This is a genomic window from Mycobacterium florentinum, assembly GCF_010730355.1.
GTDB lineage: Bacteria > Actinomycetota > Actinomycetes > Mycobacteriales > Mycobacteriaceae > Mycobacterium > Mycobacterium florentinum.
Genome location: NZ_AP022576.1, coordinates 256,884 through 270,403 on the forward strand (window position 1 = coordinate 256,884; position 13,520 = coordinate 270,403).

At 67.6% G+C, this 13,520-nt stretch carries 13 protein-coding genes and 1 pseudogene; 7 read left to right on the top strand and 7 right to left on the bottom strand.

Annotated features, from left to right (window positions below; all coding sequences use genetic code 11):
* The first annotated feature begins 21 nt into the window (after positions 1-21).
* On the top strand, positions 22-237 hold the full coding sequence (locus tag G6N55_RS01295; protein WP_085220379.1) for a hypothetical protein: 216 nt from the start codon (positions 22-24) through the stop codon (positions 235-237).
* A 9-nt stretch (positions 238-246) separates the two neighbouring features.
* Here the strand turns inward: G6N55_RS01295 and G6N55_RS01300 are convergent, their stop codons facing one another.
* Positions 247-660, bottom strand: coding sequence for a F420-dependent biliverdin reductase (locus tag G6N55_RS01300; protein WP_085220378.1), 414 nt, complete (start codon positions 658-660; stop codon positions 247-249).
* Between the two features lie 35 nt (positions 661-695).
* Here G6N55_RS01300 and G6N55_RS01305 point away from each other — a divergent pair, with 35 nt between their 5' ends.
* Genes G6N55_RS01305 through G6N55_RS01320 form a run of 4 tightly spaced genes read left to right on the top strand, consistent with a single transcriptional unit; the run spans position 696 to position 4,076 of the window.
* A complete protein-coding gene (locus tag G6N55_RS01305; RefSeq protein ID WP_085220377.1) occupies positions 696-1,445 on the top strand; it encodes an SDR family NAD(P)-dependent oxidoreductase in 750 nt (249 codons plus the stop codon).
* Complete coding sequence (gene cbiE, locus G6N55_RS01310) at positions 1,442-2,599, top strand: precorrin-6y C5,15-methyltransferase (decarboxylating) subunit CbiE (RefSeq protein ID WP_085220376.1); 1,158 nt, start codon at positions 1,442-1,444, stop codon at positions 2,597-2,599. The genes G6N55_RS01305 and cbiE overlap by 4 nt, the downstream gene beginning before the upstream one ends.
* Entirely contained in the window at positions 2,596-3,351 is a 756-nt protein-coding gene (gene cobM, locus G6N55_RS01315) for a precorrin-4 C(11)-methyltransferase (protein WP_085220588.1), read from the top strand. The genes cbiE and cobM overlap by 4 nt, the downstream gene beginning before the upstream one ends.
* The gene (locus G6N55_RS01320; protein ID WP_085220375.1) at positions 3,351-4,076 is read left to right on the top strand and encodes a cobalt-precorrin-6A reductase; all 726 of its coding nucleotides are present in this window, start codon (positions 3,351-3,353) and stop codon (positions 4,074-4,076) included. Before cobM ends, G6N55_RS01320 begins: the two co-directional genes overlap by 1 nt.
* Here the strand turns inward: G6N55_RS01320 and sigC are convergent.
* Positions 4,073-4,627: an RNA polymerase sigma factor SigC gene (gene sigC / locus G6N55_RS29635; protein ID WP_232079016.1), complete on the bottom strand. Its 555-nt coding sequence runs from the start codon at positions 4,625-4,627 to the stop codon at positions 4,073-4,075. The genes G6N55_RS01320 and sigC overlap by 4 nt on opposite strands.
* Before the next feature lie 132 nt (positions 4,628-4,759).
* A pseudogene (locus G6N55_RS30065) lies at positions 4,760-5,443 on the bottom strand (DUF2275 domain-containing protein); the annotation flags it as partial.
* 106 nt (positions 5,444-5,549) lie between these two features.
* Between G6N55_RS30065 and G6N55_RS01330 the strand changes: the two are divergent.
* Positions 5,550-7,121, top strand: coding sequence for a PPE family protein (locus tag G6N55_RS01330; protein WP_085220374.1), 1,572 nt, complete (start codon positions 5,550-5,552; stop codon positions 7,119-7,121).
* Positions 7,122-7,127: 6 nt separating this feature from the next.
* Here G6N55_RS01330 and G6N55_RS01335 read toward each other — a convergent pair whose 3' ends face one another.
* The 3 genes from G6N55_RS01335 to cobG are packed head-to-tail and all read right to left on the bottom strand — an operon-like array spanning position 7,128 to position 10,336.
* Positions 7,128-8,603, bottom strand: coding sequence for a precorrin-2 C(20)-methyltransferase (locus G6N55_RS01335; RefSeq protein ID WP_085220373.1), 1,476 nt, complete (start codon positions 8,601-8,603; stop codon positions 7,128-7,130).
* Positions 8,600-9,226, bottom strand: a complete 627-nt coding sequence (locus tag G6N55_RS01340; protein WP_085220372.1) for a precorrin-8X methylmutase — start codon at positions 9,224-9,226, stop codon at positions 8,600-8,602. Before G6N55_RS01340 ends, G6N55_RS01335 begins: the two co-directional genes overlap by 4 nt.
* Positions 9,227-9,235: 9 nt before the next feature.
* Positions 9,236-10,336, bottom strand: coding sequence for a precorrin-3B synthase (cobG, locus tag G6N55_RS01345; RefSeq protein ID WP_085220586.1), 1,101 nt, complete (start codon positions 10,334-10,336; stop codon positions 9,236-9,238).
* A 123-nt stretch (positions 10,337-10,459) separates the two neighbouring features.
* On the opposite strand from cobG, the gene G6N55_RS01350 reads away from it, so the two are divergent.
* Positions 10,460-11,917 (top strand): flavin-containing monooxygenase, encoded by a 1,458-nt coding sequence (locus G6N55_RS01350; protein WP_085220371.1) that lies wholly within the window; start codon positions 10,460-10,462, stop codon positions 11,915-11,917.
* Between the two features lie 2 nt (positions 11,918-11,919).
* On the opposite strand, the gene G6N55_RS01355 is transcribed toward G6N55_RS01350, so the two are convergent.
* Positions 11,920-13,383, bottom strand: a complete 1,464-nt coding sequence (locus G6N55_RS01355) for an HNH endonuclease signature motif containing protein (protein ID WP_332103834.1) — start codon at positions 13,381-13,383, stop codon at positions 11,920-11,922.
* Positions 13,384-13,520 lie beyond the last annotated feature (137 nt).

Below are 13,520 nucleotides of genomic sequence, written 5' to 3' on the forward strand. Positions count from 1 at the left end.
TAGGATGGTTGGGACGCCGGTATGAGTAGAAAAATTGGTGGAAGGATTTTCTCCACACTCGAAGAAGCGGGTCTCACCCCACCGGCAGAGGCCGAGTTGACGCGCGCTCGCCGGATGTTCGACGAACTCCAGGAGCGGATAGATGCCGTCCCGCCGGAAGATCGGGCGACGGAGGTATCGCCCAAGTTCTGGGACGACACGTCAGGCACTGAGTTCGAGCGCCGCGAGCCCGAATGAGCGCGAGAATTATTCGCTGCCGCGGTCGAGCAGATCTGACGACCCCAGCACTCGCTCCACCTGAACTTCGATGACCACACGTCGGGGATTGGGCCGCGGAGTGCGGTAGCGCTGTGCATACCGCAGCTCGGCATCGCGCACGGCATCGGCATCGTTGTTGACCTTGGCGCTGCCCTCAAGCGAAAGCCAGCGCGCACCGTCGACCTGGCTGAGTACAGCCACCCCGGCACGATCGGCATTGACGGCCTTCTGCGAGCCCCCGCTGGTGATCACCCGCGCGATGTGAGTCACGGGGTCGAAGGTGAAACCGACTGCCACCACATGCGGCGAATTGTCCACCCGAAGCGTGGTCAGCATCGCCAGATGACGTTCGGACAGAAACGCCAAAGCGTCGTTGGTGAGCCGTGTCGTGGTGTTCGCCATCACCGCTCACGCTAGCGCAGGTGATAATCGCAGCCGTGGACGACACGGGCGCAGGTCCAGTTCTAATTCTGGGCGGCCGCAGCGAGATCGGCATTGAGCTGGCGCGACGGCTCGCTCCAGGCGCGACGGTGGTGCTGGCCGCACGCCGAGCCGATCAGCTCGATGAGCAGGTAGAGACGCTGCACCAAGCCGGCGCGAAGGCGGTTCACACCCGCGAATTCGATGCCGACGACCTGGCCTCGCACGCCCCACTGGTCGCAGCAGTCATCGCCGAGCACGGGCCCATCGGCACCGCGGTGCTCGCCTTCGGGATCCTCGGCGATCAGGCCCGCGCCGAGGCCGATGCCGCTCACGCGGTGGCCGTCGTGCACACCGACTACGTCGCCCAGGTCAGCCTGCTGACCGTCCTCGCACAAGCCATGCGCAAAGCCAACAGCGGCCAATTAATCGTGTTCTCCTCGATCGCCGGCTGGCGCGTGCGTCGGGCCAACTACGTCTACGGGTCAGCGAAGGCCGGCCTGGACGGCTTCGCCGGCGGCCTGGCCGACGCGCTGCACGGCACCGGCGTGCATTTGCTCATCTCGCGCCCCGGATTCGTGATCGGGCGTATGACGGAGGGCATGACTCCGGCACCGTTATCCAGCACACCGGAGCAGGTGGCCGCCGCAACCGCACGCGCGCTCGCCAAGAAAAAGCGCACGGTGTGGATCCCGTGGGCATTGGGGCCCGCGGCGGCGGTCATGCGGATGCTGCCGCAATTCGTCTGGCGCAGGATGCCGCGATGATCGTCGTGGTCGGTATCGGCGCCGACGGCATGGCGGGGCTCTCGGCAATTTCCCGCACTGAATTACAAACGGCCACAGTCATTTACGGCGCCGAAAGGCAATTGAAACTGCTCGACGATACGGTGACCGCCGAGCGCAGGCAGTGGCCGTCGCCGATGATGCCCGCCCTGCAAACGCTTCCCGCCGACGACCGGATCCACATCGTGGCCAGCGGTGACCCGCTCATGCACGGCATCGGCGGCACCCTGATCCGCCTCTTCGGCCCGGAAAAAGTGCGCATCATCCCGCATGTCTCGGCGGTGACGTTGGCGTGCGCCCGAATGGGCTGGAACGTCCACGACACCGAGGTGATCAGCCTGGTCTCCGCGCCACCGCACACCGCAGTGCGCCGCGGCGGACAGGCGATCGTGTTGTCGCAAAACGGATCCACGCCCAAAGCCGTGGCCGCGCTGCTCACAAAGCACGGCCGAGGCGATTCCGAATTCAGCGTGCTCGAACAACTCGGCGGCCCGGCCGAATGTCGTCGTGACGGCATTGCGCGCCAGTGGGGCGAAGACGACGTCGACGACCTCAACGTGATCGCCATTCGCTACCTGCCCGACGAGCGCGTCGCGCCACTGCCCGACGACGTGTTCGCCCACGACGGCCAAATCACCAAACAGGGCATCCGTGCTGTGACCCTGGCGGCGTTAAAGCCACGGCCTGGGCAGCTCCTCTGGGACGTCGGCGCGGGCTCGGGCAGCATCGCCGTCGAATGGTGTCGCAGTTGGCGGGCCTGCCGCGCGGTGGCCTTCGAACAAGACGAAAAGCGGCGCCGCAACATCGAATCCAATGCCGAAGCGTTCGGCGTCAACATCGGGGTACGCGGCGCGGCGCCCGACCAATTCGACGGCGCCCCGCAGCCCGACGCCATCTTCATCGGCGGCGGCCTGACCCATCCCGGCGTCCTCGACGCCTGCCTCGAACAGCTCCCAACGGGCGGCCGCCTGGTTGTCAACGTGGTCACAGCAGAGTCTGAATTAGTTCTACTGCAAGCATATTCGCGGCTGAAAGGTGAGCTGCGACGCTTTCAGCTCTACCACGGCGAGCCGCTGGGCGCGTTCACCGGTTGGCGCCCTCGGCACCCGGTCACCCAGTGGGCGGTGACCAAGTGACGGTGTATTTCATCGGTGCGGGCCCGGGCGCCGCCGACCTGATCACGGTCCGCGGCCAACGCCTGCTCCAGCGATGCCAGACATGCCTGTACGCGGGGTCGATCATGCCCGACGATCTGCTGGCTCTGTGCCCGCCCGACGCGAAAATCGTTGACACCGGGCCGTTGACGCTCGAGCAGATCATCGACGAACTCGCCGCCGCGGACGGTAAAGGTCACGACGTCGCCCGGCTGCACTCCGGTGATCCGTCGCTGTACAGCGCGCTGGCCGAGCAATGCCGACGACTCGACATGCTGGGCATCGGCTATGAAATCGTGCCTGGCGTACCGGCTTTCGCCGCCGCAGCCGCCGCGTTGAAGAGAGAACTCACCGTCCCGGGAGTGGCGCAGACGGTCACTCTGACTCGCATAGCCACCCTGTCGACGCCCATGCCGCCCGGCGAAGACCTGCCAACCCTTGCCCAATCGGGCGGCACCCTGGTGCTGCACCTCGCCGCTGCTCAGATCGTCACGATTGTCGAGCAGCTGCGGACCAACGGCTATAAGCCTGAAACACCCACAGCAGTAGTGGCTTTCGCAAGCTGGCCGCAAGAAATAACACTCCGCGGCACCCTGGAAACCATCGCCGATCAAATGCGCGAGGCCGCCATCACCAAGACCGCCGTCATCATCGTCGGCGATGTGCTTGCCGCCCAGGGCTTCACCGACAGCTACCTGTACTCAAAAGCGCGCCGCGCAAAAGGCCAGCACTGATGCGGGTGCTGCTGCTCGGCGGCACCGCCGAGGGGCGCGCGCTCGCCGAAGTCTTGCACCCGGGCGTCGACGTGGTCAGCTCGCTGGCCGGCCGGGTGCCGGATCCGGCGCTTCCCGTCGGATCGGTGCGCATCGGCGGGTTCGGCGGTGTGGACGGGCTGCACAGCTACCTCCAAGAAGAACACATCGACGCCGTCGTCGACGCGACCCACCCGTTCGCGGCCACCATGACCGCCCACGCCGCCCAGGCATGTGAGCGGGCCAAAATGCCGCTCCTCGTGCTGGCCCGCCCGGCATGGGAACCAGGCACGGCAGAAGTCGTCGCATCAGACAGAGAAGCGGCGGAAATCGTTGCCCGGCAACGCTATAAGCGGGTGTTTCTCACCACTGGCCGCTCCGGAACACGAGCATTCCAAGGCAGTGACGCGTGGTTTTTGATTCGCGCGGTCACCGAACCGGACATCGACTCACTGCCGCACCATCACCAGCTGCTGTTGTCCCGCGGCCCGTATCGCTACGACGATGAAATCGCCACCATGCGCGAGCACCGCATCGACACCCTGGTGACCAAGAACAGCGGCGGCGACATGACCCGGGCCAAGCTGGACGCCGCTGCGGCACTGGACATTCCGGTGGTGATGGTGGACCGTCCAGCACTGCCAGAAGGTATCACCGTGGTCGGTACCGTCCAGCAGGCCGCCGAATGGGTTGCGCGCCAAACCTAACCGGTCAGGTCGTCGCGTTCCGCGTCGGCGAGCAGGGCATCGCGGGCACGGGCGACCCGGGACCGGATGGTGCCCACCGGGCAGCCGCACACGGCGGCGGCGTCGGCGTAGGGCAGCCCGAGCAGCTGGGTCAGCAACAGGGCTTCGCGTTGTTCGCGGGTGAGGTTGGCGATCATTGTCGTCACCTCGACCAGGTCTTCGAAACCGCGCGCGTGCCGGTCGCGGTTGTGCACCTGCTCGGGGTTTGCACCCGCGGCGGAGCGCGGCCGCGACTGGACATGGCGAATGTGATCGGCGACCACGCGGCGCGCGATCGACAGCAGCCAGGTGCGCGCGCTGGAGCGGCCGGAGAATCGCTCGATCGCGCCGATCGCCCGCAGAAACGTCTCCTGGGTCAGATCGTCGGCGCTGCCCGCGTCGGACAGGTAGGTGACGAACCGCCACACGTCTTGCTGGGTGGCCTTGATGAATGCTTCGAGCGCTCGCTCGTTCCCGCGCGCGGCTGCCAAGGCCAGTTCGGTTACGGCCTCGTCATCGCTGGACGCGGTCATGGCCAACCACCTTAGTTCCGCAGGTTCGGTCAGTCTACGACGGGCTGTCGTAGAGTTTGCGGCGAGGTCCGATGGGGACCGGTTGATCGGCCGCAGGTGGCCGCGCCGCCGACCGGCGAACCGGTCGGGCAGCTCGCTGTCGAAAGCGTCGAAATCGGACTGCTGCGGCCGGTGCCCGCCGGTTCGCTCGCGCGCCACCAGCACCGCGAACGCCAGGCCCAACAGCACGGGCACATGACTGGCGACGCGCGTCGCGGTCACCTGTCCGTCGAGGGCGTCGGCGGCTACGTAACCCATCAGCCCAAGCGAATAGGCACCGGCGATCGCCGCGACCCCGGTCGCCATCGCGGGCCAGATACCGGCGGCAACCATCGCGACGCCCAGCGCGAGCACCCACGCGGTGGATTCGTGCAACAAATGTTGGCCAGACATCGCACCGTGCATGTGATGCGACACCATGCCGAAATTGACTCCGCCGATTTGAGCGGCCGCGATCGCCACCTGGAATCCACCCACCGCGATGAGCCCCCATCGCGCGTAGCGGGCCCGCACCGCACGCATCCAGCCGTGACGGGCTTCGGGGTCCCCGTCGATACTCGCCATGATCTGGGCGACCAGATCCGGTCCGTCGCCGGGCTCGATCGAGGCGAGCCGCCGGGTCTGGGTGGCCGCGCCGATCAGCCAGGTGCGACACCCCCGGCATGTCTCCAGGTGAGCATCGACCTGCTGCGCCAGCACTTCCGGACGCTCGCCGTCCAACCGGGCGGAAAGTGCCTCACGCGCAACGTCACACCGCATCCCTGCATCGTTGCGCATGCGTGCGCCCGGCGCAAAGACCTGGGCCAGAAACCCGGCGGGAACTAAATCGTGCCGTCCAACGACCACTAGGAACAGCCCACAACGTCCCGGAAGGCCGCCTTCAATGACCGCCCCGATCTGGCTCGCGTTTCCACCAGAGGTGCACTCCGCCCTGCTGAGCAGCGGGCCAGGACCCGGGCCGCTGCTGGCGGCCGCGGGGGCGTGGTCGGCGTTGAGCACCGAATATGCCGATGCCGCCGACGAACTCACCGGGCTGCTGGGCGCGGTGCAGGCCGGCGAGTGGCAGGGTCCGAGCGCCGAGCAGTACGTCGCCGCCCACGCCCCGTATCTGACCTGGCTGCTTGCCAGCTCCGCGGACAGCACGGCCGCGGCCGCACTGCACGAAACGGCCGCCGGCGCCTACACCGCCGCGCTGGCCGCCATGCCGACGCTGGGCGAGCTCGCAGCGAATCACGCCATCCACGGCGCCCTGGTCGCGACGAACTTCTTCGGCATCAACACGATCCCGATCGCTGTAAACGAGGCCGACTACGCGCGGATGTGGGTGCAGGCCGCAACGACGATGAGCACCTATGAGGCGGTCAGCGAATCCGCGCTCGCCGCGGTTCCGCCGTCCACGCCCGCGCCGCAGATCATGTCGGCGGCCGCCACCACGTCGACGACGGACCAGGCCACCACCACGGCAGCGCAAACGCAGCAATATCCGTCCTGGATGGATCAGCTCGCCAAATGGTTGCAGCAGTACACCAGCAGCTTCGCGTGGCCGGTGTCCAAGGAGCTCAACCCCGGTGGCTGGCCGTTCCCGCCGGTGCCGTGGGTCAACAGCCTTGCGTCATTTTTCGGGCAGCTGGGACTCTCGCCGGCCTTGTCGAGCGCGCTCGGCTGGGCCATCTTCCACACCCTGATGATCTTCTGGCCGTTCATCCAGGTCGCGGTGCAGCTAGCCGTCGTCGCCATCCCGGCCATGATGCTGGTTGCCGCCGCGGCCGGCGCCGGGGCGGCCGCGGGTGCGGCGGCGATCGCGGTGGGCACGGCGGTTCCCCTGGCGATTCAACCGCCATTGCCCGCAATGGCACCCACGCCGATGCCCACCGCGCCGGCCCCGGCGGGATTCGGCAACGTGCCGACCAGCTCGAGTGTCAGCGCCCCCGCGCCTGCCCCCGCTTCCGCGACCGCGGCCCCGGCGAGCGGGGCCCCTCCGGCCGGTGCCCCACCCGGCGTCGGCTTCGGCCCGACCAGCACGAGCGGGCTGGGCGCGGGCCTGTCCGACGCGCTGTGGGCGGTTGGGCTGTCGGGATTGTCGGGGAGCGCCGGCGCGAAGAACCGTTCCCGCCGCAAGTCCGAGGAGCCGGCTCCCGACGACGCGGACGCCCCGGCCGCCGGCGTGGCGGCTTCCGCCAAGGAGAAGTTGAAGGCCCGCCGGCGTCGGGCGCAAGACGCCAAGGACAAGGCCTACCGGTACGAATTCATGGATCTCGAGGACACGCCCGTCGGACCCGTCGACGACGAGCCCCGCACGTCGGCGGGGGAGTCCGGCGCCGGTCCCCTCGGATTTGCCGGGGCCGCAGCCAAATCCGGTGCGGACCACGCGGCAGGCCTGACGACGCTGACCGGTAACGGGCTGAACGACGGCCCGTCGGTGCCGATGCTGCCCAGTAGCTGGGGCAAGGACTGACCAGCCTCAGCTCGGATAACGCCGGGGCGTGAACACCCTGTCGCCGGAATCGACTGTGTACCACTGGGTTTGAGACGATCCGATTATCAGCAGACAGCGCATGTCGACGTCGGCGGGGTCCAGGTCGGCCAGCCGCACCACGCGGACGTCTTCGTCGGGCCCAGACACGTTGCGCCCGATCACCACTGGCGTTCCGGGTTCGCGATGGGTCAGCAACACGTCGCGCATCGCACCGACCTGCCAGGTGCGGCTCTTGGACGCCGGGTTGTAGATGGCCAGCACCAAATCGGCCGCGGCCGCGGCGGCCAGGCGCGCCTCGATCACGTCCCACGGCTTGAGCCGGTCCGACAGCGAAATCACCGCGTAGTCGTGCCCCAGCGGCGCGCCGACCCGGCTGGCGACGGCCTGAGCCGCCGTCATCGCCGGGATCACGCGGACATGTACTCCGGGCCATTGTTTGGCCTCTTCCAGAACCGCGGTGGCCATCGCGAACACGCCCGGATCGCCCGACGACACCACCGCCACGGCGCGGCCCTGTTCGGCCAGCGCGCAGGCCAACCGCGCCCGCGCCGGTTCGTCGGTGTTGTCGCTGGGATGACGCTGCTGACCGTCGCGTACCGGGACGCGATCCAGGTAGTTGCCATAGCCGATCAGGTCGGTCGCGGCGGCCAGCTCGCGTCGGCTCTGCGGTGTCATCCAGTCGTTGTCGCCGGGACCCAGTCCCACGACCGCGACGGCCCCGACCGGCGACCGCTCGAATCGCCGCCTTCCCGGCACCATGGCCAATGAGAAGTACGGCACGCTGGCCTCGTCGACGTCCGCGGCCGGCGAGATGCGTTGCGCGACCGTGCTGGCCCGTTCCACATAGAACGCTTCATCCAGCCGTCCGGATGCCGAAAGTGCCTCCCGGACGGCGTGATACGAACGCCCCAGCTTGAGCACCACGGCGGCGTCCGCGTCGGCGAGCCGACGGGTGAGCTCGGCGACCGGCAAGGTTCCCGGCAGCACCGAGAGCACTTCGTCACCGGCCACCAGCGGGGTGCTCACCGCGGCGGACGCCGCGCTCACCGACGTCACGCCCGGCACGATGACGGCGTCGAACCGCTGCGTCAGCCGGGTGTGCAAATGCATATAGGAGCTGTAGAACAACGGATCGCCCTCGGCCAAGAGCGCCACATTGCGTCCGGCGTCGAGGTGCGCGGCGATGCGATCGGTGGCTTCGACATAGAAGTCCTCGATCGCACCGGCGTAGCCGCCGGGATGATCGGTCGTCTCGGTGGTCACCGGGTAGACGAGGTGTTCCTCGATCTGGCCGGGCCGCAGATACGGTTCGGCGATGCCGCGGGCGATACTTCGCCCGTGCCGGGCGCTGTGATACGCCACCACGTCGGCCTCACCGATCACCCGGGCGGCCTTGACGGTCACCAGTTCCGGATCGCCCGGGCCCAGCCCGACGCCCCAGAGTGTGCCGCGAGTTGTCATTCCGCGTCGCTCGCGATCGCGTTGACGGCGGCTGCGGCCATCGCACTGCCGCCGCGGCGGCCCCGCACCACCAGATACGAAATTCCGCGCGGGTTGTCGATCAGCTCCTGCTTGGACTGCGCCGATCCGACGAATCCGACCGGTCCGCCCAGCACCGCCACCGGCGCCGGGGCGCCCTCGTCAACCAGTTCAAGCAGCCGGAACAGCGCGGTGGGCGCATTGCCGATCGCGAGCACCGCGCCGTCGAGTCGGTCAGCCCACAGTTCCACGGCCGCCGCCGAGCGGGTGGTGTGCCTTCGCTTGGCCAGCTCGGGCGCGCGGGGGTCGGCCACCAGCGATACCACCTCGTTGTCGGCGGGTAGCCGTGCCTTGGTGATCCCGGCGGCCACCATCGACGAATCGCACAGCACGGGAGCGCCATTTCGCAGCGCGGCGCTGGTCCGCGCCACCACGGAGGCGGTGAAGGCGACGTGCTCGGCGACGTCGACCTGCCCGCAGGTGTGAATCAACCGGACCACGACCTGCGCTATGTCGGCGGGGAATCGCGCCAAGTCGGCTTCGGCGCGGATGGTCGCGAATGACTGGCGATAGATCTCCGCCGCATCGCGGATGTAGTCGAGCACCTGCTCACCCTAGTCGCGAAGCAGCCGGTATCCGTCCTCGGTAGCGACCAGCACCTGACCGGTCGGCGGGCTGCCGCACGCGCGCTCGCAGCCGACGAAATGACGATGCACCGCGGAATCCGTCCCGACGAGGTGCGCCGCGTCCGCCCGCACGTCGGCGGCCGAGCGTGCGCAGCCGGGGCTTCCGGTGCAGGCACTGACGTCCAGCCAGGGGGAGTTCTCGTCGAACACCAAACCCAGCGGCGCCAGCACCCGCAAGGCCGCGTCGGCGACACCCTCGTCGAGATCGCACACCAGCACCGAGCGCCACGGCGTGATCACCATCGGGGCCTCGATCACGGCGAGATACTCCGCGACTTGCGCGGGCAGCACGCCCAGCGGCACCGCGGCGCCCAACGCAACCCGGCCGTCATCCTGGGCGATCCAGCCCACCGGCGGTTTGGCGACGGGCGCAAAGGGGGTCGCGCTGAAATCGGCACCGGGCAGTAGATCCTCGATGTCATCCAATTCACTGATCCGCCAGGCAGTTTCGCGTATCTCGGTGAACCGGACCGCGACCCCGACCAGCGTCGCGACCACATCCTCGGCGGCCATGCGCAGACCGGTGTCTCGTCCCATCAGCAGCAGGGCGTAACCGTCTTCGCAGACGTGCACACCGACGTCGGCGCCCAGCCCGGAGACGTCGGCGCGGCCGTCGTCGATGCTGAACCAGAACCGGCCGCCCAGGTCCACCAGCTTGGGTTCGGCGCAGATCGCCGCATCCAGCGCGCCCACCCAGGGGCGCACGTCCGCGCGTCCGCCGGCGCGCCCGGACAGCGGTGAGGCGACGATGTTGCGCACGCGCTCGTGCGTCGCGGACGGCAGCAGCCCGGCCTTGGCGATGCCCTCGGCGACCGCCGTCACGTCGGTGATCGCGCGCAACTGCACATTGCCGCGCACCGTCAGCTCCAGGGTTCCCGAGCCGAAGCCGCTGGACATCGCGGCCAGCGCCGCCAGTTGCGCGACGGTGATCATCCCGCCGGGCAGTCGCACGCGCACGAGTGCGCCGTCGGCGGCCTGATGCACCTGCAACGCACCAGGGCAAGCGTCGGCGTCGCGGGATCGGGGCACGTATTCCACGTTAAGGCAGAACGCTGCCGTGAAAACACCAATTGTCTGGCCGTTGGTCCGCCCCACCGCCGCGGGCCGCGGCGCTACCGTCGGCCTCATACCGGGGGAAGTTGGTGGTTTGCCATGACGCAGCAGCGTCAAATCAAAGTCGCAATAATCGGCGCCGGGGTATCGGGCCTCTGCATGGCGGCTAAATTGCAGGACGCCGGCATTGACTCCTACACCGTTTTCGAAAAGGCCGACGAGGTCGGAGGCACCTGGCGCGACAACACGTATCCGGGTCTTACCTGCGATGTGCCGTCGCGGTACTACTCCTACACGTTTGCACCCAACGCGAAGTGGACAAGTCTGCTGTCCCCGGGCCCGGAACTGCAGGCCTACTTTCGGCGGGTGGCCGACGAACGGGGCATACGGCGACACATCCGTTTCGGCTGCGACGTCACCAAAGCCGAATACCATGCTGGGACATGGCATCTCACCACGACATTCGGTGAGGAGACATTCGACGTTGTGGTCGTCGCGACCGGCGTGCTGCGGATACCGAACTATCCGGACATCCCCGGGCGGGAGACCTTCGCCGGGGCGGCATTCCACTCGTCGCGGTGGGATCACTCGGTCTCGCTGCCGGACAAGCGAATCGGTCTGATCGGAAACGGCTCGAGCGGTGTGCAGATCATTGCGGAGCTCGGCGGCAAGGTGCGCTGGCTGACGCTGTTTCAGCGGACCGCGCAATGGGTGTACCCGATGCCCAACCCGCGGTACTCGGCGGTGACCAGGCACGTGATCTCGCAGTTGCCGGGATTCAACTCGCTGAGCCACTGGTTTTGGGGCGCCTTCTTCCAAAAGGTCTTCGGCGGCGCGCTGATCCATTCGGGATTGCGCCGCGCTCTGGTTCAGGCCACCTGTCGTTGGAACCTGCGGCTGTCGGTGCACGATCCGGAACTGCGGGCCAAACTCACCCCGGATTACCAGCCGGGCTGCAAACGGCTGGCGATGTCGTCACGGTTCTACCGGTCGGTGCAGCACCCGACCGTCGACGTCGTCACCGATCGGATCGAGCGCATCGAGCCCCGCGGCATCGTGACCGTCGACGGCGCCCTGCACGAACTCGATGTGTTGGTCTACGCCACCGGGTTTGACGCCCGGGCCTACCTGCGGCCGATGCAGGTGGTCGGGGAGGGCGGCATCACCCTCGACGAGGCGTGGGCCCACGGTCCGATCGCATATCGGTCGGTCGCGGTACCGCGGTTTCCCAATCTCTTCATGCTGATGGGCCCGCATTCGCCGATCGGCCAGCAGTCCTTCATGTCCATCGCCGAGGACCAGGCCGATTACACGATCTGGTGGATCCGTCGGATCCGCAGTGGTGTGGTACGTGCCGCCGCGCCGACGGAAGCGGCAACCAAGGAATACAACGAGCGCGTGAAAGCCGCTCTGCCGCAAACAATCTGGGCGTCGGGCTGCAACAATTGGTACCTGGGTAAGGATGGTCTGCCGGAGACGTTCCCCTGGGCGCCGGAGACCCACCGCGCACTCTTGCGCCGACCCGAGCCCGCGGACTTCGACGTCCGCACGGCCTAGTTCTAGAACGGCGGCGGCTGATTTCGTTCGGCGACGTGAGCGGCGTTTAGTGAACGCTCGGCGTTGATCCGGTAGATGCGATCTTGCTCCCGCGTGCGCCGCCGCTTGGGCATCATTATCCCGCGACCGTCGGCCGGAGCATAAATCCTTGGCGCCGTAAGTAATTCACCGGTGGACATGCAGAGCGTTGGAAAGAGCAGATGGCTACCCGGCCGTGTGGTGTAGGTGTGGCCGCTAGGCGAAGTCCAGATAACGGTGCCATCGGGGCGTTGCTCGTCGCGCCAGGCTGTCCAGAAAGTCTTGAGCAGATGATGTTTTCGGCATAGGCACTTGAGATTTGAGGGATGCGTGGGGCCGAACGGGTGTGGGATCGTGTGGTCGATGTCGCAGACCTCTGCGGGACGATCGCAATTGGGAAATCGGCAAGTCAGGTCGCGGCATCGGACAAACGCGTCCAGCGCCGCCGAAGGGCGATAGCCCGGTTCCGCCATCTTGCTGTCGCCGGGATGACGCACCGGAAGCACCTGCGCGCCATTGCGAATCAGATCGGCGAGCCGTGGCGCAGGAACCGTTCCGCCACCCGTGATCAACGCTGAAGCGCGACCGGTGTTCGACGTTTCGAGCGCCGATGCCTCGGCGACGACGTGGATGACGACACCCCCCGCCCGCTCGTCGCTCGCTAAGCGCTCCGGGCATTCGGGGTTGTCGCAGCCGCAGCTGAGTCGCTCTGCCCCTGCGGCGAGCGCCCCCAACGCGTCGGCACGGCGCTGGGCGAGGGTGCGCGGGTCTTCATCGCAGACATCGTGGGCCATTTGCAGGAGCCGTCGGTCCAGAGCGGCCGCGTCGGTCGAGTACAGGCGGCCCCACAAAGAGGCGGTTCCCGACTCGTCATTGGCCAGGTCGATGACCACATCGCGGCTGCGCGCGGCGGCGTGAACGCGCCGTAACGCCCCGGGGTCGTGGCGGTCGACTATCGCATCGATGGCTTGTGCCGTCTTGCTGATCGATAGCGGCCCATATCGGACTGCATCGTTGGCCAGCGCAGTATCGACCAGCCGAAGCGTCTCCTCGTCCTTGATCAGATCCGTGTGCCACACGATGGCAGCGGCCAGTCGCGCGCTGATCGCGCCGTCGGCGAAGAGTGCCGACACCCGTGGAAGGCGGTCTCGCAGCGCGACTGCCAAATACATCTGGCCACAGGCCATTCCGTGACTAATGCCTTGCGCGGCAGAGACTTCGGCGGCCATCGCATCCCAGTTGTCGCAAGACCAATCGGCATGAGGGAGCGGGCCCGTAGCGTGGCGGCGCACCAATTCGGCAATGGCGGCCAGCCGGCGCGACGACGCGGCGGATTCGGCGCGCGTCCATTCCGCGATGGCCGCAACCACGGTCGCGTCGTCGGCGCGCACCAGCGCGTCCGGACCCTGTAATCCATCGAACATACTTTCGATACTAGCGACGTCCACTGACAAGATTTGAGATTGCCTAGGGGCGACAAAATCCGGCGGCTAACCCGCGCTCCGGCTCCCTTTGTGGCAATGTTTGCTGAGGGGGCATTCGGTCACCGGCAGTCAGCAGAGCGGCCCAGTGCGGCGAAGGCACG